16 protein-coding genes and 1 riboswitch are annotated in these 21837 nt (G+C 69.8%); of the genes, 8 read left to right on the forward strand and 8 right to left on the reverse strand.

Going from position 1 to position 21837, the window contains the following annotated elements:
* Nucleotides 1-48 precede the first annotated feature (48 nt).
* Nucleotides 49-1626 (reverse strand): citramalate synthase, encoded by a 1578-nt coding sequence (gene cimA, locus DKM19_RS38975; protein WP_110706299.1) that lies wholly within the window; start codon nt 1624-1626, stop codon nt 49-51.
* 279 nt (nt 1627-1905) lie between these two features.
* On the opposite strand from cimA, the gene DKM19_RS38980 reads away from it, so the two are divergent.
* Entirely contained in the window at nt 1906-2559 is a 654-nt protein-coding gene (locus DKM19_RS38980) for an O-methyltransferase (protein WP_110702818.1), read from the forward strand.
* A gap of 102 nt (nt 2560-2661) precedes the next feature.
* On the forward strand, nt 2662-3249 hold the full coding sequence (locus tag DKM19_RS38985) for a Uma2 family endonuclease (protein ID WP_162642091.1): 588 nt from the start codon (nt 2662-2664) through the stop codon (nt 3247-3249).
* A 152-nt stretch (nt 3250-3401) separates the two neighbouring features.
* Here the strand turns inward: DKM19_RS38985 and DKM19_RS38990 are convergent, their stop codons facing one another.
* On the reverse strand, nt 3402-4496 hold the full coding sequence (locus DKM19_RS38990; RefSeq protein ID WP_110702822.1) for a branched-chain amino acid aminotransferase: 1095 nt from the start codon (nt 4494-4496) through the stop codon (nt 3402-3404).
* 170 nt (nt 4497-4666) lie between these two features.
* Nucleotides 4667-5713 carry a 3-isopropylmalate dehydrogenase gene (locus DKM19_RS38995; protein WP_110702824.1) on the reverse strand — a complete coding sequence of 349 codons (1047 nt, stop codon included), beginning with the start codon at nt 5711-5713 and terminating at the stop codon, nt 4667-4669.
* Between the two features lie 158 nt (nt 5714-5871).
* Nucleotides 5872-6086: riboswitch (cyclic di-AMP (ydaO/yuaA leader) on the forward strand.
* An 11-nt stretch (nt 6087-6097) separates the two neighbouring features.
* On the opposite strand from DKM19_RS38995, the gene DKM19_RS39000 reads away from it, so the two are divergent.
* Nucleotides 6098-6877 carry a C40 family peptidase gene (locus DKM19_RS39000; RefSeq protein ID WP_110702826.1) on the forward strand — a complete coding sequence of 260 codons (780 nt, stop codon included), beginning with the start codon at nt 6098-6100 and terminating at the stop codon, nt 6875-6877.
* A 291-nt stretch (nt 6878-7168) separates the two neighbouring features.
* Here DKM19_RS39000 and DKM19_RS39005 read toward each other — a convergent pair whose 3' ends face one another.
* On the reverse strand, nt 7169-8341 hold the full coding sequence (locus tag DKM19_RS39005; protein WP_204358430.1) for an ROK family transcriptional regulator: 1173 nt from the start codon (nt 8339-8341) through the stop codon (nt 7169-7171).
* A gap of 114 nt (nt 8342-8455) precedes the next feature.
* Between DKM19_RS39005 and DKM19_RS39010 the strand changes: the two genes are divergently transcribed.
* The 4 genes from DKM19_RS39010 (at nt 8456) to DKM19_RS39025 (ending at nt 12352) form a co-directional block, all read left to right on the forward strand.
* A complete protein-coding gene (locus DKM19_RS39010; protein WP_110702828.1) occupies nt 8456-9541 on the forward strand; it encodes a sugar ABC transporter substrate-binding protein in 1086 nt (361 codons plus the stop codon).
* Nucleotides 9542-10261 carry an ATP-binding cassette domain-containing protein gene (locus DKM19_RS39015; protein WP_110702829.1) on the forward strand — a complete coding sequence of 240 codons (720 nt, stop codon included), beginning with the start codon at nt 9542-9544 and terminating at the stop codon, nt 10259-10261.
* Between the two features lie 61 nt (nt 10262-10322).
* Nucleotides 10323-11489 (forward strand): sugar ABC transporter permease, encoded by a 1167-nt coding sequence (locus DKM19_RS39020; RefSeq protein WP_110702831.1) that lies wholly within the window; start codon nt 10323-10325, stop codon nt 11487-11489.
* Nucleotides 11486-12352, forward strand: a complete 867-nt coding sequence (locus DKM19_RS39025) for an ROK family protein (protein ID WP_110702833.1) — start codon at nt 11486-11488, stop codon at nt 12350-12352. Before DKM19_RS39020 ends, DKM19_RS39025 begins: the two co-directional genes overlap by 4 nt.
* A gap of 660 nt (nt 12353-13012) precedes the next feature.
* Here the strand turns inward: DKM19_RS39025 and serA are convergent.
* Nucleotides 13013-14602 (reverse strand): phosphoglycerate dehydrogenase, encoded by a 1590-nt coding sequence (gene serA, locus DKM19_RS39030; protein ID WP_110702835.1) that lies wholly within the window; start codon nt 14600-14602, stop codon nt 13013-13015.
* 206 nt (nt 14603-14808) lie between these two features.
* Between serA and DKM19_RS39035 the strand changes: the two genes are divergently transcribed.
* Nucleotides 14809-15672 carry a hypothetical protein gene (locus tag DKM19_RS39035; RefSeq protein WP_089208445.1) on the forward strand — a complete coding sequence of 288 codons (864 nt, stop codon included), beginning with the start codon at nt 14809-14811 and terminating at the stop codon, nt 15670-15672.
* Nucleotides 15673-15767: 95 nt separating this feature from the next.
* Here the strand turns inward: DKM19_RS39035 and DKM19_RS39040 are convergent, their stop codons facing one another.
* From DKM19_RS39040 to DKM19_RS39050, 3 genes are all read right to left on the reverse strand, one after another.
* On the reverse strand, nt 15768-16334 hold the full coding sequence (locus DKM19_RS39040; protein WP_204358431.1) for a hypothetical protein: 567 nt from the start codon (nt 16332-16334) through the stop codon (nt 15768-15770).
* A gap of 151 nt (nt 16335-16485) precedes the next feature.
* Nucleotides 16486-19110, reverse strand: a complete 2625-nt coding sequence (locus DKM19_RS39045; protein ID WP_110702837.1) for an FtsX-like permease family protein — start codon at nt 19108-19110, stop codon at nt 16486-16488.
* A 110-nt stretch (nt 19111-19220) separates the two neighbouring features.
* Nucleotides 19221-21815 carry an FtsX-like permease family protein gene (locus DKM19_RS39050; protein ID WP_110702839.1) on the reverse strand — a complete coding sequence of 865 codons (2595 nt, stop codon included), beginning with the start codon at nt 21813-21815 and terminating at the stop codon, nt 19221-19223.
* Between the last annotated feature and the right edge of the window lie 22 nt (nt 21816-21837).

A 21837-nucleotide genomic window follows, 5' to 3' on the forward strand; every position in this document is an offset into this window, starting at 1 on the left:
GGGATCCCCGGGGCATACGGCTCGAGTCCGTACGCCCCGGGGGCCGGATCAACCGGCGACGTGGCCCGCGCGCAGGAGGCCGTAGGTGACGGCCTGCTCCAGAGCCTGCCAGGAGGCCTCGATGATGTTCTCGTCCACGCCGACGGTGGACCATTCGGTGGTCGCGTCACTGGAGGTGACCAGCACGCGCGTGACCGCGTCCGTGCCGTGGGTGCCCTCCAGGATCCGCACCTTGAAGTCGATGAGCTCGACCTCCGCCAGCTCGGGGTAGAGCCTCTCCAAGCCCAGCCGCACGGCCCTGTCCATGGCGTTGACCGGGCCGTTGCCCTCACCGGTGGCGACGATCCGCTCGCCCTTGGCGTACAGCTTGACCGTGGCCTCACTGACCAGCTCGCCGCCGCGGGTCCGCTCGACGATCACTCGCCAGGACTCGACCTCGAAGTGACGCCTGCGCTCGCCCGCCACGGTGTCGCGGAGCAGCAGCTCGAAGGAGGCGTCGGCCGCCTCGAAGGTGTAGCCCCTGGACTCCATCTCCTTGACCCGGTTCACCAGCTCGCGCGAGGTCTCCGCCGACAGCTCGTAACCCAGCTCCCGGCCCTTGAGCTCGACCGAGGCGCGACCCGCCATGTCGGAGACGAGCATGCGCATGTCGTTGCCGACCTCGGCGGGGTCGATGTGCTGGTAGAGGTTGGGGTCGACCTTGATGGCGCTGGCGTGCAGCCCGGCCTTGTGCGCGAAGGCGGAGACGCCCACGTAGGGGGCGTGGGAGTTGGGGGTGACGTTGGTGATCTCGGTGATCGCGTGGGCGATCCTGGTCATGTCGGCCAGCGCCTCCCGCGGGACGAGGTCGAAGCCCCGCTTGAGCTGGAGGTTGGCCACGACGCTGAACAGGTTGGCGTTGCCCGACCGCTCGCCGTAGCCGTTGGCGCAGCCCTGCACGTGGGTGGCGCCCGCCTTCACGGCGGCCAGGGTGTTGGCCACCGCGCAACCGGTGTCGTCGTGGCAGTGGATGCCGATCCTGGCGGACGTCCCGGCCGCGGCGTGGACGACCTCGGCGAGCTCGTCGGGAAGCATGCCGCCGTTGGTGTCGCACAGGGCGATGACGGACGCCCCCGCCTCCGCGGCGGTGCGCAGGACCTCCAGCGCGTAGGCTGGATTGGATTTGTAGCCGTCGAAGAAGTGCTCGGCGTCGAGGAAGACTCGCTGTCCCTCCGCACGAAGGTGAGAAACCGTGTCGCGGATCATCGCGAGGTTCTCCTGGAGAGTCGTGCGGAGGGCCAGCTCCACGTGCCGGTCGTGGCTCTTGGCGACAAGGGTCACGACCGGCGCGCCGGATTCGCGCAGTGCGGCCACCAGTGGGTCGTCGGCTGCCTTCGTGCCTGCCCGGCGGGTCGCGCCGAACGCGGCAAGCTGCGCGTACTTCAGGTCGAGCTCGGTCTGAGCCAGCCTGAAGAACTCTGTGTCCTTGGGGTTGGCGCCGGGCCAGCCACCCTCGATGAAACCGACGCCGAGATCGTCCAGGTGACGCGCGATGGCCAGCTTGTCGGTCACCGTGAGATTCAGGCCCTCCTGCTGGGCGCCGTCACGGAGCGTGGTGTCGTACACATGGAAACGATCATCGTTCATGTCGGTCTCCTTCGCGGGTTTGACGATTCGCCGCGCGCTCATTCGGCCTTGAGAAACAAAAATGACCCCTCACGGACGTGAGAGGTCTGCGCGCCGGCGGTGTCCCTTTTCAGCCGGCGCGCCTGCCGATAATGAGCAGAGCGTAGAACATGATGCTCAGGAGTCTGCCACACGCTGACAGCATCTGACACATCGATCTCAGGATTCGAGATCGACGGCATACCGACTCGAGCCCGGATTTCCGCTCCGAACCGGCGGCGAGCGGCGAGAATGACGGACATGAAGGCGACTTATCTCGATTCAGCGGTCGGGCAGTATCTCCTCGCGCACAGCACCTGGTCCGACGACGTCCTCGACGCGCTCGCCGTCGAGACTCGCGAGCTCACCGGGGACAGCGCGCGAATGCAGATCTCCCCGGACCAGGGACGCTTCCTCACCATGATCACCCAGGTCAGCCGTGCCCGGAACGTGGTGGAGGTGGGCACGTTCACCGGTTACTCATCCATCTGCCTCGCCCGGGGCCTCGGCGCCGGCGGCAGGCTGAACTGCTTCGACGTCAGCGAGGAGTGGACGGCGATCGCCCGGCGCTACTGGGACAAGGCCGGGATCGCCGACCGCATCGAGCTGAAGATCGGCCCGGCGGCCGAGCGGCTGAAGGAGCTTCCCGCCCAGCTCGCCGTGGACCTGGCGTTCATCGACGCCGACAAGGTCAGCTATCCCGTCTACTACGAGATCCTCCTGCCCCGCCTGGCCCCGGGCGGCCTGATCCTCGTCGACAACACCCTGTGGAGCGGGCACGTCGCCGATCCCACCAATGACGACGAGACCACCCAGCTCATGCGCGAGTTCAATGACATGGTCATGAACGACGACCGGGTCGACTCGATCATGCTGCCCATCGCCGACGGACTCACCATGATTCGAAAGCACTGACGAGAACTTCCCCGGATCTCGGGTGGGCGCGAAACTTTTCCATTACTTTAGGTGATGTGCCAAACACGTTGCGCCCACCCGCGCGGAGGGAAGGATGATCCCATGGGACTGGTCATGGAGAAATCGATCATTCGCCAGATCAACGATCAGGCGGAGCTCGAAAAGCTTTACCTGGAACTCGTCGATCGCTTCGAGAAGCATCGCATCGAGATCGTCAACGGCCGGATCGTGGTGAGAGAAGTGGCCACGATTGCTCACGCCGATGTCGTGTATCAACTCATGTCCCAGCTCATACCGTTCTCGATGGAGAAGGGATGGCGCGTTTACCCGGAGGCCAGAATCTTCCTGCAGGCGCAGGCGGATCGATACGAGCCGGATCTCATCGTCGTTCCCGCGAATCGCCGTCTCTGGGACCCCAGTCACGTGTACGCGAACGCCACGCTACTGGTCGCCGAGGTCGTCTCCCCGAGCAGCGTCCACGATGATCACGTGGTCAAGCCTCGAAACTGCGCGCTCGCGAGAGTCCCGCTCTATCTGGTGATCGACACTTTCGCGAGCCGGTTCAGACTGCTCAGCCGGCCGGGACCGGAAGGTTACGCCGACGAGGTCACCGAGTCGCTCGGCAAGCCGCTTGAGCTACCCGCGCCATGGAATCTCACGATCGACACCGCCAAGCTGATCGAGGGATAGGCCCCGTTCACGGGGAAAGCCCGGCCGGTGGGAGGCCGGGCTTTCCCTGCGCGAGGAACCGGTGGAGCGTTTCCGAGCCTTGACCGGGTCGTTTCGGAGCCGGGCGCTGTTCCCGGTCACGGGAGATCAGGCCGACGTTGTGTGCGAGGCCTCTAGCAGATCTTGTGGACCCAGCTGTGCGCGTCGGGGCGGGAACCATACTGGATGCCCACGAGCTCCTCGCGGATCCTGGAGGTGACCGGCCCCTGGGTGCCGTCGCCGATCGTCCAGGCGCGGTCGGCGCCCTTGACCGAGCCGACCGGGGTCACGACCGCCGCGGTGCCGCAGGCGAAGACCTCGGTGAGCTCGCCGGACTCGCTGCCCGCCTGCCACTCCTCGATCGACAGGCGTCCCTCCTCGGGGGTCAGGCCGAGGTCGGCGGCGAGGGTGAGGATCGAGTCGCGGGTGATGCCGGGCAGGAGCGTGCCGGTGAGTGCCGGGGTCAGCAGGCGGTCGCCGTAGACGAAGAACAGGTTCATCCCGCCCATCTCCTCGACGTAGCGGTGCTCGCCCGCGTCGAGCCAGACCACCTGGTCGCAGCCCTGCTCGACCGCCTGGCGCTGGGCCACGAAGGCCGCCGCGTAGTTGCCGCCGCACTTGACGGCGCCGGTCCCGCCGGGGGCGGCGCGGGTGTACTCCGTGGAGAGCCAGACCGAGACGGGCTTGCCGGCGCCGAAGTAGGCCGCCGCCGGCGAAGCGATCACCATGTACTTGTAGGTCCTGGACGGGTAGTTCACCCCGAGCGCCGCCTGGGTGGCGATCATGAAGGGGCGCAGGTAGAGGCTGTGCCCCGGTGTCGTGGGGACCCATTCGCGGTCGGTCTGGACGAGGAGTTCCAGCGACTCGACGAAGGTCTCCTCCGGGAGTTCCGGCATGGCCATCCGCCACGCCGACCCGTTGAACCGGGCCGCGTTGGCGTACGGGCGGAAGGTCGCGATCGTGCCGCCCTCCTGGCGGTAGGCCTTCATGCCCTCGAAGAACTCCTGGGCGTAGTGGAAGACCGCGGTCGCGGGATCCAGGCTCAGCGGGCCGTACGGCATGAGCCGCGCGTCGTGCCAGCCCTCGCCCTCGGTGTAGTCGATCGAGATCATGTGATCGGTGAAGATCTGCCCGAAGCCGGGGCTCGCCAGTACCTGCTCGCGCTCGGCCGCGGTGCGCGCGTGGTCGGAGAGCTGCACGTCGAAGCTGAGCTGCTGAGCGGTGGTCATGACGGGATCCTTCTCTTGGTGTCGGGCGGCCTGATTCCATTCTGCGACGGAACAGGTACCGGGAAAACTACTGCATCGACATCGAAAACCGGCAGTGCCGGGATAACGAAGACGCGCCTGGCGGCTCGTATGAGCCGCCAGGCGCGTCTGAAGTGAGGGAGGCGGCTTCCTCAGCCGGCTACTCGGGCGGTGATGTCGTCACCGATCTCGTGGGTGGTCCGGCCGGCCCAGCCGGTCAGGCGTTCGACCAGGTCGTCGGCCACGGCCTGCTCGACCCTGGCGGCCTCCTGGGCCAGGCCGAGGTGCTCCAGAAGCATGGCGACAGACAGGATCGTCGCGGTCGGGTCGGCCTTGCCCTTGCCCGCGATGTCGGGGGCACTGCCGTGAACCGGCTCGAACATGCTCGGCGCGGTGCGGTCGGGGTTGACGTTGCCGCTGGCCGCCAGGCCGATGCCACCGGCGATGGCGGCGCCGATGTCGGTGAGGATGTCACCGAAGAGGTTGTCGGTGACGATCACATCGAACCGCTCCGGCTGGCTGACGAAGAACATCGAGGCCGCGTCCACGTGGCAGTAGTCGGTCTCGACATCGGGGTATTCCAGACCGACCCGGTCGAAGATGCGGGCCCAGAGGTCACCGGCGTAGGTGAGCACGTTGGTCTTGTGGACCAGCGTCAGCTTCTTGCGGGGGCGGCCGGCCGCCTTCTCGAAGGCGTAGCGGACGACCCGTTCGACGCCGTGGGCGGTGTTCAGCGACTCCTGGGTGGCGATCTCGTGGGGCGTGCCACGGCGCATCACGCCGCCGGTCCCCGCGTACAGCCCCTCGGTGCCCTCGCGGACCACGATCATGTCGATGTCCTCGGGACGGGCCTTGCCCAGCGGGGTCTCCACGCCGGGGAAGAGCTTGACCGGGCGGAGGTTCACGTAGTGGTCGAGCTGGAAGCGGAGCTTGAGCAGTAGATCGCGCTCCAGGACGCCCGGGGGCACGCTGGGGTCGCCGACCGCGCCGAGCAGGATCGCGTCATATCCGCGCAGCTCATCCAGAACCGAGTCGGGCAGGGTCTCACCGGTCTCGTGATACCGCTTGGCGCCGAGATCGTAGGTGGTGGTCTCCACCTTCGTGCCGACCGCTTCCAGGACCTTCAGGCCCTCGGTGACGACTTCGGTCCCGATCCCGTCTCCGGGGATGACGGCCAGGCGAATGTTACGCGAATCCATGAACGCACCCTACCGGTCCCGTCTCGGTGATCGAACAACGATCTCATTCTGCGGACAGATTCGAGCGTACGACACGCCTGATCGTTTTGTCCATCTTTGCGAGGTATTGACCGTTTCGTTGACTTTCGTTATGGTCCTCAGCATTCGTATCGACGCCTAATTCGCGCAGGTCATCCCCTATATCGGTCTGCGCGGAGCCGGGGAACCACTTTTTCGGGATCCACGGGACATCGAGAACACTCGCTCCACCCCCGGAGCCGTTCCCGCTGTCTCATGCGATTCCTTGGGGCGAATCGGCGCATCCCTCGCGCCGTAGGGCGGCCTCCACGCCCGAGTCCGACAGCTCACCCGGCCGGCCTTATGGAAGGAACCATTTTGTCCGGCATGACCTACCCCCGTGTCCTGTCGCTGTTCGTGGCCGGCGCCGCCGTGTTCGCGACTCCGGCCGTCGCTCTGGCCGACTCCTCCCCCCTGGCCGACGCCTCTCTCACCGGGTCCTCCTTTCCCGTCACCCGGGGCGAGGCCCCCGTCCCGCCTCCCGGGCCGGCGGCTCCCGGCGCGGCGGCTCCCAGCCTGACGATCCCCGGCCTGGCGGCTCCCGGCTCGGCCGCTCCCGCTCCGGCGGCTCCCAGCCCGGCAACGCCCGGCACCTCCGGCGCACACGGCACCTCCGGTGCGCCCGGCACCGTCGAGCCCTCACCGGCGCCCGCGACCGAACAAGCCCCCGCCCCGGCTCCCAAGCCCCCCAAGCCTCCCAAGCCCGCCTGGCAGAAGGCCGTGAAGTGGGCCATGTCCAAGCGCGGCACGCCCTACGTCTGGGGCGGCACCGGCCACGGCGGCTTCGACTGCTCCGGCCTGGTGCTCCGCGCCTACGGGGCCGCCGGGATCAAGCTGCCCCGCGTCACCAACGACCAGTACAACGCGTTCTCCAAGAAGATCGCCTGGAAGGACCTCCAGCCGGGCGACCTGGTCTTCTTCAGCGGCCTCGACCACGTCGGCATGGTCAGCAAGCCGGGCTACATGGTCAACGCCCCGCACACCGGCGACGTGGTCAAGGTGGAGAAGCTCGACGCGGGGCGTCGCGCCTCCTTCGCCGGCGCCGTCCGCCCCGACCCCAAGGGGGTCAAGGCCGCGATCGAGGCCGGCACGCTGAGCGCCGGCTGAGCCTCCCGGCCCTCATCGTCCGAGGCGCCCCGATCGGCGCGTGGCGTCTCGGACGCCCGGTCCGCGCACGGCGACCACCGGCAGCGCCGACCACCGCACCCACGTGCTTCGGACGCCCGGGTCCGCGCATGGCGACCCCGGGCATCCGTCATCAAGCCGGTGCACGGCGTTCCGGTCGCCGGCGTCGGGCCGGCGCACGACTCCCGGGCGCCCGTCATCGGGTCTGCGTACGGCGAGCCGACACCCGCCGGCTTCCCCCCGTGGGCTCGCGACCGCGGGGGGAGGCCGAGGTCAGGCGCGGCGGCCGGTGAAGATGACATCCCAGGCGCGGCCCAGCGCACGGGTGACGGCGCCCAGCAGGACTCCGCTGTCGCCCAGCGTGCTCGCCACCACGGTGGGGCGCAGCGGTCCGAGTTCGGCGATCCTGGCGGTGATGGAGTCGCCGAGCAGGTCGAGGTTGCGGCCGACGCCGCCGGCGAGCACGACCACCTCCGGATCCAGGACCGCGGCCACCGCCACGATCAGCCCGCCGATCCGGCGGCCCTCGGCCTCGACGACGGCCAGCGCCAGAGGGTCGCCGGCCGCCGCGGCGCCGAAGACCTCCTTGGCCGTCTCCAGCCACAGCCCGGCGGCACGGGCCTCGCGGACCACGCCGGAGGCGCCGACCACCGTCTCGGTGAGCCCGTGCTCCAGCACCTCCTGGTCGGGGGCCAGATTCTCGGCCGCGGGCAGGTAGGAGACCTCTCCCGCCGCGCCCCGGGCTCCGGAGTAGAGCTCTCCGTTGATCACGATGCCCATGCCGACGCCGGTGCCGACGGACACCAGCGCGAAGTGGGACTTCCCCTTGCCCTCACCGTGGGCGTGCTCGCCCAGGGCCGCCAGGTTGATGTCGTTCTCGATGGCCAGGTCGGTCTCCAGCGCGGTGCGCAGCCGGTCGAGCAGGCCGGGGCTGCCCCAGCCCGGCAGGTTCGAGGCGAGGTCCAGACGCCCCGCCTCGGGGTCGTAGACACCGGGGCTGCCGACCATCGCGTAGGTGATGGAAGGCCATTCGAGGTCGGCCTCCGTCACCGCCGCACGGGCGAGGTCCCGAACCCTGGCGACCAGGTCCTCCTCGCTGCGCGCGTCGTTGCGGCCGTCGCGGCGGCCCACGAAGCGGCCCCGGAGATCGGCCACCGCCACCCGGATCCAGTCGCGGCCGATGTCGATGCCCGCGACGTGGACCGCGCCCGCGTTCATGTCGTAGAGCGAGGTCACGGGGCCGGGGCGGCCGGAGACCTCTCCGACCAGGTGGACCAGCCCGTCCGTCTCCAGGCCGGCCATCGCGGCCGAGACGGTCGGTTTGGAGAGGCCGGTCGCCTTGGCCAGATCCGCCCGGGAGGCGGGGCCGTGGTCGAGGAGCTGGTCGAGGAGCCGCCGCTCGTTCATCACCCGCAGCAGTCGTGGATTGCCTAGCTCGCCTCGCACTCAGCTCTCCTCATCCTACGATCATGGAAATAGGGCTAGCCAACGCCTTTGATAGTAAACTACCTTTCTTACTAATCAATCGCATTCGAGGTCTGCACGAAGGGAAGATGTGCGATGCACCGAGGATGGCTGGCCGTTCCTCTCCTGGCGATACTCGCCACGACCGCCTGCGGCAGCACGAACACCGCCGGAACACAGGACAGCCAGGACGGCAAGGAGGCACCCACCATCGCCCTCTTCCTTCCCGAGTCCAAGACCACCCGCTACGAAGCCTTCGACCGGCCGCTGTTCGAGGCCAAGGTCAAGCAACTCTGCGCCGAATGCAATGTTCTATACAACAACGCCGACCAGGACGCCGCCAAGCAGCAGCAACAGGTGGAGGCCGCGCTGACCCAGGGCGCGGACATCCTGGTGCTCGACGCGGTGGACGCCGGAGCCGTCGCCCCGCTGGTCAACCAGGCCAAGCAGAAGAAGATCCCGGTGATCGCCTACGACCGGCTGATCTCCGGCATCGGCTACGACTACTTCGTCTCGTTCAACAACGTCCGGGTCGGGGAGATGCAGGGCCAGGCCCTGCTCGACGCGCTCACCGCCAGGGGCACCCTGAACAAGGGCAAGATCGTGATGATTCACGGCGCCACGACCGACCCGAGCTCCGCCGACTACAAGAAGGGCGCGCACAACGTCCTGGACGGCAAGGTCGATGTGGGCAGGGAGTTCGACACCCCCGACTGGAGCCCGGACAAGGCCCAGCAGGAGATGGAGCAGGCGATCACCGCGCTCGGCCGCGACAACGTCGTCGGCGTGCTCTCGGCCAACGACGGCATGGCGGGCGGCGCGATCGCCGCGATGAAGCGGGCCGGATACAAGGACCTCCCGCCGATCACCGGGCAGGACGCCGAACTCGCCGCCGTCCAGCGGATCCTCACCGGCGAGCAGAACATGACCATCTACCTGAACATCAGGACGGAAGCGGAGAAGTCAGCCGAGCTGGCCGTCGCGCTGGCCAAGGGCCAGAAGCCCGCCGCCCCCACCACGGTGAACAACGGCACCGCCGACGTTCCCGCCTTCCTCCTCGACCCGGTCGCCGTCACGGCGGACAAGATCAAGGACACGATCGTGAAGGACGGCTTCTACAAGGCCGCCGACATCTGCACCGCGGAGGTCAAGGACGCGTGTGCGAAGGCGGGCATCGAGTAGATGATCTCGGCTACCGGCATCACCAAGCGGTACGGCGCCGTCCAGGCGCTAGACGGCGCGAACCTGGACCTGCGTGAGGGAGAGGTCGTCGCCCTGATGGGCGACAACGGGGCAGGCAAGTCCACACTGGTCAAAACGGTCTCCGGGGTCGTCATCCCGGACGAGGGGACCATCACCCTGGACGGCCGTCCGGCCAGGATCACCACCCCTCACGACGCCCAGTCCCTGGGCATCTCGACCGTCTACCAGGATCTGGCCCTCTGCGAGAACCTCGACGTGGTCGCCAACCTCTTCCTCGGCTCCGAACGCCGCCGCTGGTCGATCCTCAACCACATCAAGATGGAACGCGCCACCCGCGACCTCCTGGACCAGCTCGACGTGCGGATCCGCGACATCCGGGTGCCGGTCGCCTCCCTGTCTGGCGGCCAGCGCCAGTCCGTGGCCATCGCGCGGGCGCTCGTCGGCGATCCCCGCGTGGTCATCCTCGACGAGCCCACCGCCGCCCTCGGCGTGGAACAGACCGCCCAGGTCCTGGACCTGATCAGGCGCCTGCGCGACCGGAACCTGGCGGTGCTCGTCATCTCCCACAACCTCGCCGACGTGCGAGCCGTCAGCGACCGCGTGGTGGTTCTGCGCCTCGGGCGCAACGCGGGCGAGTTCGTCACGGCCGACACCTCCCAGGAGGCCATCGTGGCCGCTATCACCGGAGCCGCCGCATGAGCCGGTGCGGCGCACGAGCCGGCGCGGACAACCTTTCCGCCCCGAGTCCGGAGGAGGACGCATGACCGTTCTCGGCATGCCGTACAAGCTGGACCGGTTGCGGCAGGGAGACCTGGGCGCGTGGCCGGTGGTCGGCGGGCTGATCGCCATCGCGGTCGTGTTCGGGTCGCTGAACGAGCACTTCCTGTCGCCGGAGAACCTGACCAACCTGGTCCTGCAGATGGCCGCCACCGGAACGATCGCGCTCGGCATCATCATGGTGCTGCTGCTCGGTGAGATCGACCTGTCGGCGGGTTCGGTCAGCGGGCTGTGCGCGGTGGTGATGACGATCCTGTCGGTACGGCACGGCTGGAACCCCGTGCTCGCGATCGTGGTCGCGGTGCTGGTCGGATCGGCGGTCGGGCTGCTCCACGGCGTGATGCACACGCGGCTGTACATGCCCTCGTTCGTGGTGACGCTCGCCGGGCTGATCGGCTGGCAGGGACTGCTGATCTACCTGCTCGGCCAGGGCGGAACGATCAACCTGCCCTTCGACGGGTTCATCGCCGGGCTCAGCGACACCTGGCTGCCGCCCTGGCTGGCGTGGCTGCTGGTCGCCGTCCTCGTCGGCGCCTACGCGGCGGCCGGGGTGATCACCCGGCAGCTCCGGGTGGCCGCCGAGCTGCCCGTCAAGCCCTCGCACTGGATCGCGCTGCGGATCGGCGGCCTGGCCGTGCTCCTGGCCGGAGCGGTCGTGGTCCTCTCGGCCGACCGGGGCGTGCCCCTGCTGCTCGTCATCTTCGGGGCGCTGGTGATCGGCCTGGACCTGGTGCTGCGGCACACCGCGTTCGGACGCTGGATGTACGCCGTGGGCGGCAACGCCGAGGCGGCCCGCAGGGCGGGCATCAACGTGACGAGGATCCGGGTGCTCGCCTTCGTGCTGTCCTCCACGCTGGCGGCCTTCGGCGGGATCCTCGCGGCCAGCCGGCTGGCCGCGGTCAACCAGAGCTCCGGCGGCAGCGACATCCTGCTGATGGCCATCGCGGCGGCCGTGATCGGCGGCACCTCGCTGTTCGGCGGCCGTGGCCGCACCTACGCCGCGCTGCTCGGCATCCTGGTCATCCAGTCGATCACCAACGGAATGCTGCTGCTCAACGTGGACTCCTCGGTCCGTTTCATGGTCACCGCCGCCGTCCTCGCGCTGGCCGTGGCCATCGACTCCCTCGCCCGCCGGGGAAGCGCCCGGTGAGCCACGTCCTCGGCATCGACTTCGGCGGGACCAAGGTCGCCGTCGGCGTCTCCGGCTCCGACGGGCCGTCCATGGTGGACCGGATCCGGCTCGACACGGGCGAGCGGACCCTGTCCCGGACCCTCGCCGCGGCCAGGGAGCTCCTGGGCTCCCCCGCCGCCGTGGGCGTCTCGAACTGCGGGGTGATCTCAGGCGGCCGGGTGCGCCTGGCGCCGAACGTGCCCGGCTGGGAGGGGCTGGAACTGCCCCGGCTGCTCAGGGAGGAGTTCGGGTCCGTCCCCGTCGTGATCGACAACGACGTCAACGCCGCCGCCGCGGCGGAGCTCCGCTGGGGTGCGCTGCGCGGCGTCTCCACCGGGCTCTACGTGAACCTGGGCACGGGCCTGGCGGCGGCCCTGGTGGTCGGCGGGCAGGTGGTGCCGGGTGCGCACGGAGCCGCGGGCGAGATCGGCTACCTGCTGGTCGACCCCGCGGAGCCGGGCTTCGCCGACGGTCACGCGCCCCTGGAGGAACGCGTCTCCGGAGTCGCGCTGGCCGCGAGGGGCTCGGCGGCGCTGGGCCGTTCCGTGACGACCGCGGAGCTGTTCGAGCGGCCCGGAGCGGCGGAGGGGCTCCTGGACGAGGCGCTGGGCACGCTGGCGATGACCGTGGCGAACCTGTGCGTCGTCCTCGACCCCGAGTGCGTGGTGGTCGGCGGCGGCATGATGGGCGCCGCCGGCCGGATCCTGCCCGGCCTGTCGGCGGCGATCGCGCGGACGGTCCCGTTCCCGCCAGAGATCAGGGCCGCCCGGTTCGTGGACGACGCGCCCCTGCTGGGCGCTCTCGCCCTCGCCCACTCGGCCTCGGCGAAGCCGAGGCCGTAGGGCGTCCTTCAGCCCCGGCGAAGGCGAACCGACGAAGCGGCCTTCGAGCCTTGACCGGGTCGTCCCCTTGACCGGGTCGTCTCAGGGACGGCCGTCGCCTCCGGTCGCGGGAAACCCGGCCACCGTCGTGCACGGGGTCACCGGAACCCGGCCACCGTCGTGCACGGGGTCACCGGCCCGGTCGCCCGGCCCGAACCCGGGCTAACGGGCGGGAACGCCGCCGTTGTCGCGACGGTCCAGGGCTGTCTGGAGGGCCTGGGCGGCCTCGTCCTCGTTCTCTTCGGGACGGTTCCAGGGATACATGTCATACATGGCGATTCTCGTCTCGGTCGCATGCGAGCAGGAGAGGTGATCGGGACTCCGGTCACGAATCCGAATCGAGCCCGATGCCGCGAATCCGGGTCACGGATCGGCGGCGAGGGCTTGGGGCCGGCGGGCGCCATCACACCGCGGCGAGCTGCCGGTCTGCCCCTGTCAGGCCCCGCCGCGGCAGGTAATGGAGTACAAGAACCTGACGCATTTGACACCAGGTTACCTGGCCATCGAATCGCCGTCTCGCCCGCCGTACACACTTCTCACATGCTGAGACGCGGCTGCGGCCGCCGCCCGGGTCGTCGGGGCGGCGGCCGCAGCCGGAGCAAACGAGGAAACGCTGCCCGGTTACTCGGCCAGGTCGACCGAGCGACCGCTGTCGGCGCCGATCTCGGCGCCGATCTGGTCGACGACGTCCTGCGGGATGCCCGTGTCGACGGTGAGCGCGATGAGGGCCTTGCCGCCCTTCGCGTCCCGGGCCACCTGCATCGAGGCGATGTTGATGCTGTGGTCTCCGAGGATCCGGCCGACGACGCCGACGATTCCGGGACGGTCGGTGTAGGTGAAGAACGACAGGTGGTCGGTCGGCTCGATCTCCATCTGGTAGCCGTTGACCTCGACGATCTTCGTGATCTGGCGCGGTCCCGACAGCGTGCCCGAGACCGAGACCGTGCGGCCGTCGGCGAGGACGCCGCGGACGGTCACGACGTTGCGCCAGTCGGGGCTGTCGGCGCTGGTGATCAGCTCGACCGTCACACCGCGGTCCTTGGCCAGGAGCGGGGCGTTGACATAGGTCACCGAGTCCTCGACCACGTCGGTGAAGACACCCTTGAGGGCGGCCAGCTCCAGCACCCGCACGTCGTGGGCGGCGATCTCGCCGCGAACCTCGACGTCGAGCTTGGTGGCGACCTCGCCCGCGAGGGCGGTGAACACCCGGCCGAGCTTCTCGGCCAGCGGCAGGCCCGGCTTGACGTCCTCGGCGACGACGCCGCCCTGGACGTTGACCGCGTCCGGCACGAACTCACCGGCGAGGGCGAGCTTCACGCTGCGCGCGACCTGGGTGCCGGCCTTCTCCTGGGCCTCGTGGGTGGAGGCGCCCAGGTGCGGGGTGACGACGACCTGGTCCAGCTCGAACAGCGGGCTGTCGGTGACGGGCTCCTTGGGGAACACGTCGATGCCGGCGCCGGCGACGCGGCCCTCCTTGATGGCGGAGTAGAGGGCGTTCTCGTCGATGATGCCGCCGCGGGCGACGTTGATCAGGCGGACCGACGGCTTGACGATGTGGAGTTCCTTGTCACCGATGAGCCCGATGGTCTCCTTGGACTTGGGCAGGTGCACGGTGATGAAGTCGGACTCACGCAGGACCTCCTCCAGCGAGGCCAGCCGGACGCCCATCTGAGCGGCGCGGGCCGGCTGCAGGTAGGGGTCGTAGGCGATCAGCTCGACACCGAACGGCTGCAGGCGCTGCGCGACCAGCTGACCGATCTTGCCGAGGCCGAGGATGCCGACGACCTTCTCGTCGAGCTCCACACCGGTGTACTTCGAGCGCTTCCACTCGCCGGCCTTGAGCGCGGAGTGCGCCTGGGCGACGTTGCGCGCGGAGGCGAGGATGAGGGCCACGGTGTGCTCGGCGGCGCTGGTGATGTTGGAGGTCGGCGCGTTGACGACCATGACACCGGCCTTGGTCGCGGCCTCCACGTCGACGTTGTCCAGGCCGACGCCGGCACGGGCGACGACGCGGAGCTTGGGAGCGTGGGCGATGGCCTCGGCGTCCACCTGTGTGGCGCTGCGCACGATGAGCGCGTCCACGTCGGCGAGCGCGGGCAGGAACTGGGCACGGTCGGCTCCGTCGGTGTGACGGACTTCGAAGTCGGCGCCCAGAACCGCCAGACCGGCCTCGGAGAGTTCTTCTGCGACCAGTACGACGGGCTTGTTCACAGGCTAGATCCTTCTGAGACGAGGAGGCTGCACGGACCTCACCTAGTCTATCGGCGCTTGTGAACGGCTTCACGAGTGTCCCGGGATCCGAGACGGCTACCCAATCCCTACGCATCCCATGCGTAGAAAATTCAACTTGGTATTGCTCCACACAAAACTTCGCTATTACCCTGATAAGCCGTGGTTCACTACCTATCGTTCCTCATATGAGCATCGGGAACCCCGCTCTCGGCGAAGTGCTCGCGCAGCATGGCGGCCCGCACCGGCTACTGGCAGCGCTTGCCGAATGGGGACTCCTGGTTGCCGTGCGACCGGACCGCTCCGTCGTGCTCGGCACGACCCAGGCCGGTGATCGTGTGCTGCTCGGGTACACATCGGCGGGCACCTACGCACGGCACCGTGGCAGCCACTCGTTGTCGGCCTGTGACGCCGACACCATCCTCGACATCCAGCGCGTCACCGGTGTGCGGGAAATCGTGATCGACGCGGCTGGACCTGCGGCGGCGGCCGTACCCATCGAGGATCTCCAGCGATATCTGCTCTCGACGCGCAGTGGGCCCACGCCCGCGCTGTCGAGCGCGACCCCGACGACGACTCCGACGGCGTACGCGACCGGGGCGATGGCCACCGTCTCGCGTCCCTCGACGGCGCGCCCGAAGATCCCGGTGCCCGCGGCGCCGTCGGCGCCGTGGATCCCCGCGCCCCGGCCCCATCTGTCCGGGCCGATGCAGCAGGTGGACCCCGGCTACCGGCGGTGTGACCACCCGATCCTGCCCGCGCTGCGGGCCGCGATCTCGCACCTGCTCTCCGGCTACCCGCTCGTCCACCACGTGTGGATCTCCGAGGCCCGGACCTCCTCCGGCGCCCCGGGGATCATGTTGCACGTCAAGGTGCACATGTCGGCGGCCGAGGACGTGGTCAGGGACATCCATCGCGGGGTGCGCGCCCGGCTGCCGCAGCTCGCGGCGAGCGAGGCGCCGATCCTCATGGCCAGGGTCGCCGACGCGCGCAGCGAGCAGCGGATGGTCGAACTGGGCGCCCACGTGGTCTGCGCCGACGTCACCGACTGAGGACGTCACCGGCCGGCGTCTCCGGCTCGAGATCGTCATCCGGCGGGAGGTGTCCGCCGGATGACGAGGCGCTCGGGCGGCTCGCGATCCCGGCTTTATTTGATCAAGGTGTTCGCGACGACGATGGCCAGGCCCAGCAGCAGGTCGACGCACCCCACCTTCCAGGCGGCCGGCCAGGAGCCGCCGGAGGCTCTGGTGGCCCACAGTCCCCAGCCGAACAGCGTGAGCGCGTTGAACACCAGGACGACGCTGACGGCGGTGGAGGAGTTCCACCACCCCAGGTGGGCCACGAGAAGCGCGCCCGCGGTCGGCAGGGTGGCCGCCACCAGCGGCCACTCGGTCAGCACCGAGCGCGCCGTGTGGACGAGAGGCTTGTCGCCGGTCACGGTGTGATGGGCGAGCGCGTGCGCGTACCCGTGGGCGACGGCCGCCACCAGTCCGGAGATCAGCACCCACAACGCGTCATACCCGGGATTGGCGGGAGCCTGGTCCAGGGCGGCTGCCAGGCTGCTGGCCAGAACGGTGCCGTAGACGGCGCCGAACAGCAGCCGCTCGGACGGCTCGCGCCGCCGGATCCGGCCTAGCACGCCCGAGCGCCTGGGGGATCTGAGATGTTCGGTGCTGTCGGCCATCGTCTCGCTCGCTGCCGTGAACTGGGACATCACCACACCTACCAGCTCTCCCACCCGGCCCGGCGCACCCTCGCCGTAGCCCGGCCGGTGACCTTCCGCCGCCGGCCGACCACGAATGCCATCCGATCCGACGGGCCGGCGTCGCCTTCGCCCGGGCGCACGGTCCCGCCGGAGGTCTCGCCTACCCCATCCGGCGGGTCAGCGTGGTCCCGGTCCTGGCGAACGCCATCGCGATCAGTGCCACCGCCAGCGGCAGGCCGATGCCCACGGCGAGGAGCTCCGGCCACGGCACGCTGAGGATGACGCCCATCCTCTCGAACGGCACCCCGTTGAGCCCGATCTCCTGCATGGAGTCGCGCCGCAGGCTCACCTGACTCGCCAGCGCGAGCCCGGGGACCAGCCCGATGAGCAGGCCGAGGGGCACCCCGAGTCCGGCGATGAACGCCGCCTGCCCGGCCGCCACCAGCCTGCGGGTCCCGGGCCTCGCCCCGACCGCCGAGAGCGTGTCGAGGTCGGACCGGGCGTCCGCCGCGGCCAGCCCCGCGGCGGTGAACGTGCCGCCGAGCACCACCACGGAGGCGAAGGCCGCCATGACCCACAGGATGAGGTCGGGCCTTTCATCCCGCCGGCTTCCCCGTTCGGTCCGGACCGCGACCTTGGTGGTGATGGCGCGCACCGGTCCGCTGAGGCGCTGCTCCTGCTCCCGGGTCAGGCGGGCGACCGCCGGATCCACGACGAGGTGGCTCAGCTTGGCGGTGAACCCCTCCTTGGTGATCGCTCCGACCGGCATCACACCGAGCACGTTGAACGGCCCCTGGACGGTGGCCACCACCGCGGGCACGGCGACGATCCGCTCCTTCGGCTCGTCCGCTGTCCACGTCGAGAGGTTGAGGCGGATCCTGCCGTCCCTGACCGCCTTCGGATTGAAGATCACCATCTTCCCCTCCGCCAACGCCGTCTCGGCCGCCCGATCGGTACGGCCCAGCAGGAGACGGAGCAGGTCGGGCCCGCCGGCCGGAAGGTGGCCGAACCCCGATTCCGAGGTCATACAGCGGCTGCACGCTCCGTCCATTTGCTGGAACGACACCATCCCGTCGGCGTCGACCGGGACGTAGGCCTTCACCAGCGGCACGCCGGGGAGCACCCTCTCGACGATCGGCCGGATCTTCTTCCAGGACTCCTCGGTGACGTCGTTGCCGTAGACCGCCGTGGCGCCCATCGGATAGAGCATCCGGTAGTGCTCCTCGAACGCTCTCCGCTCGCTGGCGATGCCGACGGTGAACGCGCTGAACGCCGCCGCGGCGGCCAGCACCGCCACGATGGCGGGGGCCGTACGACCGCGGTTGCGGGAGGCGTCGCGGGCGGCCAGCCGGAAGGGCAGCGGGAGCCCTCCGGCCAGTCCGCCGATCAGCCGGACCAGCCGGGGCGTCACCATCACCAGGCCGAGCAGCCCGATCACCGCACCGAAGAGAACCACCGAGTCGGCCATCCGGATCCCGGAGATCATCGCCCCGACCCCCGCCACCAGCAGGATCAGACCGAGCAGCGGCCATCCGGCGCGGTCGCGCACCTTGGCCCGCCGTCCGGTGAGCGCCGCCACCACGTCCGCCCGGGCGGCCTGTACGGCGGGCACCACGGCCGCCGCCACCCCGCTGAACACCCCGAGTATCGCGACCAGCGCGATCTGCCCGGCAGGCACCTCGAACGGCCCCATCTCTCCGAGCGGCCAGACCCCGATGTAGGACGTGATTCCCCTGGCGGCGCCGACTCCTCCGGCGATGCCGAGCACCGCGGCGGCCAGTCCCAGGGTCAGTCCGTCGGCCAGCACGACCAGTTTGAGGTGGCGGGCCGAACCGCCCTGGGCGGAGATGAGCGCGAGTTCCCTGCGACGGCGTCGCAGGCCCACGGCGAAAGCGGGCCCGGCCAGCAGCACAACCTCGATCACGGCCAGCGTCACCCCCATGACACCTACGAGGAGAGCGTTGATCCCTCTGCTGTCCAGCCATCCCCTGATGTCCTGCGCCGGCCCGTCGCCCACGGACGGCGGGTCCTCCAGCACCGCTCGCGACAGCACGGTCACACCTGCCTGATTGATCCGGCGTGTCTCGTTCCAGGTGATCGGCGCCGGGGTGTCCACCAGCCAGGACCGTTCGGCCGCCCAGGGCTCTTCAACAGCGGTCGCGGTACGGACGGGGATCAGCGAGCCGGGTAGTCCGATGAGCGTGATGCCGAAACGATTCGGCTGTTTGACCACCGCCCCCACCACCCGTTTGGGCACATCGTCGCGGGTGTAGCGGATCGTCGAGCCGACTTCTGCCTTCAAAAAGGCGGTGACGACCACCTCGTCGGCGGTCTGCGGGTAGCGCCCCCGTAGAAGTGGGAACATCCCCGCCGCCATCGGGTCGCGCAGGTCGATCTCCCGGACTCCCGCGGAGGTGTAGTCGGTCCCGTTCCAGTACTCCCTGATGTCTTCACTCATCGGGATGATCCGGCCGGATCCGATCACGGCCTGGATCTCCGCCTGGGACCGCTCTCGCAGCGGCCTTTCACGTCGGGGCTCCCAGCCGTCACCTGTCACGTCCTGCCGGATCGGCTCCGCGGCCCTGTTTGTCACCTTGGCGTCGGCCGCGCCCAGGTCCATGGTCAGCCGCTCTCTCGGATCGATGTCCCGGCTGACGTCCACGGTCAACACGGCGGTGAGGGCGAGGATGGGCAGGCCGATCATCACGATGATGAGCGCGCTGCGCGCCCTGGCCCGTCCGATTCCGCGCCGGGAGAGGCGCAGCGCGGCAAGAAAAGCGCTCATCGGACCCTCTCCAGGGTGGAGGTGGGCAGGTCGAAAATCATTGTTGTGTCTCCTGCGTTCGGGGGGCTGTCAGCGGGTTCACCGATCCCTCGTGGGGCCGTGAACCGGGATCAGGTGAGGCGGCGGGTGAGCACCACCCTCGTCCGGACGCACAGCGCCGCCATCAGCGCCGCAAGCAGAGGCAGGCCGACCAGCACACCCGCCAGCGCGAGCCACGGCACGTCGACCTCGGAGGCGAACGAGCCGACCAGTTCGCTGCTCACCCTCATTCCCTCCACCCGACCGCCGGAGAACGCGTCGAGGACACCCACCACACCGAAGATCAGCCCGATGAGCATCCCTCCCGCCACACCCAGGCCGGAGACGAACACGGCCTGACCCGCGACGAGGAGACGCTGTACGCGGCCCGTAGCCCCCACGGCCGCCAGCGTGGCCCGGTCGGGGCGGCCCTCCGCCGCGGCCAGCCCGGTCGCGGCGAACGTGCCTCCGAGAACCAGGACGGCCGCGCCGAGGGCGAGGGCGAGCAGCATCGTGGCGCTGCCGTCCTGGAAACCCCGCTCGGTCCTGACATAGGCCGAGCGGCTGAGGGTCCGCACGGCGGCGTCCAGCCGCGCCTCCTGCTCCGGCGTCACACGCGGCGCGGCCGGATCGGCGATGAGAGTGTCGTAACGGACGGTGAGGCCGAGTCTGGCCGCCAGCGACACGGGCAGTATCGCGCTCACCAGCGGCTCACCCTGAGGGCGCCGGACGACGGCGGGCACCGAGTGCGAGGTGCGCTTCTTGAGCTCGGCCGTGAAGACGAGCATCCCGTCGCGCAGCACCCGCGGGTCGAACACGACCGCCTTGCCGGCCGCGAGGGCGGCCTCCGCTGCGGGGTCGGGGCCGCGCAGGAAATAGCGGGCCAGGTCGGCCCCGCCCACGAGCGGCTCCCGGAACCATGTGAAGGGTGTCGGGCAATCTCTCGCGCAGCCGGGTTGAACCACGATGTTGACATGCGAGAAGCCGGGCTTGGCGAGCTCTCCCGCCTCGATCAACGGAGCTCCCGGCAGGGCGGAGGCGGTGGCTCGTTGGATCTCGTGCCAGATCGCGGGGTTGGCTTCGTTGGAGGTCACGACCGTGCTCCCCATCAGGTACTGAGGCTCGTACCTCGTCTCCCTCTGAGCGCTCTGACTGGAAATCACCACCGCCACGCCTGCGAAGACCGCGGTCGCGGCGAGCACCGCGGCCACGGCGGGGGCCGTGCGGCCCCGGTTGCGCGCGGCGTCCCTGGCGGCCATCCGGAACGGCAGCGGCAGCCGCGTCGCCAGGCGCGCGGCGACGCCGACCAGCCCCGGCGTCAGCAGGACCAGCCCGAGTTGCCCGAGCACCGCGCCCGCCAGCAGGCTGACCTGGTACAGCCCGAAACTCACACCCCACCTCGGCAGGACGGGACCGATGACGATGACCGCTATCGCTCCCACCAGCAGCACCAGGCCCAGCACGGGCAGGCCCCGGCGTTCCCTGGCCCGGCCCCGGCGACCGGCCAGCACCTCCGCCACGTCCGCCCTCGACGCCTGGACCGCGGGGACGACCGCCGCGAGCAGGGCGCTCACCATCCCCAGGAGCACGACGAGTGTGATCCGGCCGACGGGCACCTCGAAGGGGCCGTGCAGGGCGAACGGCGTGACGGCCGCGCCGATCCCGATCCCGCCAGCGGCTCCGAGCAGGGAGGCCGCGAACCCGAGGGTGAGTCCGTCGGCGAGGACGACGCCGCGCAGGTGGCGGGGCGAGCCGCCCTGCGCGGCGATCAGCGCGAGCTCGCGCCGGCGGCGCCGGATGCCGACGGCGAACGCCGGGCCGGCCAGGAGGACGACCTCCAGCCCGATGATGACGGCGCCCAGCGCCACCATCATGACGTCGGAACCGTCCCCCGTCCCGTGGGGGAGGGGGTCCTCCGGGCCGTTCCCCGAGGGGGGAGCGTCGACCACCTCTCGCGAGAGGACCGCGACACCCTGCCGGTTCATCTCGCGAACCCGCTGCCAGGAGACGGGGGCGGGAGTGTCGATGAGCCAGTTCGTGCTGACCTTCCTGCTCCCGTCGAACACGGTTCCCGGAAGCGCGACGATCTCCGGACGGTTGGGCTCGCGCCGGGGCTCGACGACGCCGACCACGGTGACGGCGGCGTCCGTACCGCTCACCGTGACGGTGCTTCCCTCCCGCAGCTTCGCGCCGGGACTCGCCGCGACCTCCCCCGCGGCCCGCGGCAGGCGCCCGGACAGGAGCTTGTACATGCCCTTGGTGATCGGGTCTCGCAGGTCGATCTCCCGGAAGTCGTGCTCCCGGTAGCCCTTCGCCCCCTGGTAACCGGTCAAGGCGAGACGCGAGGGGACAACCCGGCTGCCCGGCCCGAAGAGGGTGAGGACATCCTGTTCCGTCAGATTCCTGTCCTGGCGGACACCATGGCCTCTCATGTTGAGCTGGACGGACCCGTCGGCGCTCTGCCTCACCGGTTTGCTGGAGGCCCCCTCCCGGACGTGGGCGTCGGCCGCGCCGATGTTCCAGTCCAGCCCCTCCTTGGGGGTGACGTCCCCGGTGGCCTGCCACGTCACCCCCGCGGTGAGCAGGAGCACCGGAAGACCGATCATGACCATGATGAGCGCGCTGCGCGCCCTGGCCCGTCCGATTCCGCGGCGGGAGAGGCGTAGCGCTGCGAGAAGTGCGCTCATGCCGTCCTCCCGCCCTGCGACC

This window comes from Streptosporangium sp. 'caverna' (assembly GCF_003203775.1).
GTDB lineage: Bacteria > Actinomycetota > Actinomycetes > Streptosporangiales > Streptosporangiaceae > Streptosporangium > Streptosporangium subroseum.

Excerpts from the sequence above, each read along its gene's own strand:
- cimA (WP_110706299.1), bottom strand. The coding sequence starts at position 1,626 with ATGAACGATGATCGTTTCCATGTGTACGACACCACGCTCCGTGACGGC.
- DKM19_RS38980 (WP_110702818.1), top strand. The coding sequence starts at position 1,906 with ATGAAGGCGACTTATCTCGATTCAGCGGTCGGGCAGTATCTCCTCGCG.
- DKM19_RS38985 (WP_162642091.1), top strand. The coding sequence starts at position 2,662 with ATGGGACTGGTCATGGAGAAATCGATCATTCGCCAGATCAACGATCAG.
- DKM19_RS38990 (WP_110702822.1), bottom strand. The coding sequence starts at position 4,496 with ATGACCACCGCTCAGCAGCTCAGCTTCGACGTGCAGCTCTCCGACCAC.
- DKM19_RS38995 (WP_110702824.1), bottom strand. The coding sequence starts at position 5,713 with ATGGATTCGCGTAACATTCGCCTGGCCGTCATCCCCGGAGACGGGATC.
- DKM19_RS39000 (WP_110702826.1), top strand. The coding sequence starts at position 6,098 with ATGACCTACCCCCGTGTCCTGTCGCTGTTCGTGGCCGGCGCCGCCGTG.
- DKM19_RS39010 (WP_110702828.1), top strand. The coding sequence starts at position 8,456 with ATGCACCGAGGATGGCTGGCCGTTCCTCTCCTGGCGATACTCGCCACG.
- DKM19_RS39015 (WP_110702829.1), top strand. The coding sequence starts at position 9,542 with ATGATCTCGGCTACCGGCATCACCAAGCGGTACGGCGCCGTCCAGGCG.
- DKM19_RS39020 (WP_110702831.1), top strand. The coding sequence starts at position 10,323 with ATGACCGTTCTCGGCATGCCGTACAAGCTGGACCGGTTGCGGCAGGGA.
- DKM19_RS39035 (WP_089208445.1), top strand. The coding sequence starts at position 14,809 with ATGAGCATCGGGAACCCCGCTCTCGGCGAAGTGCTCGCGCAGCATGGC.
- DKM19_RS39040 (WP_204358431.1), bottom strand. The coding sequence starts at position 16,334 with ATGTCCCAGTTCACGGCAGCGAGCGAGACGATGGCCGACAGCACCGAA.
- DKM19_RS39045 (WP_110702837.1), bottom strand. The coding sequence starts at position 19,110 with ATGAGCGCTTTTCTTGCCGCGCTGCGCCTCTCCCGGCGCGGAATCGGA.
- DKM19_RS39050 (WP_110702839.1), bottom strand. The coding sequence starts at position 21,815 with ATGAGCGCACTTCTCGCAGCGCTACGCCTCTCCCGCCGCGGAATCGGA.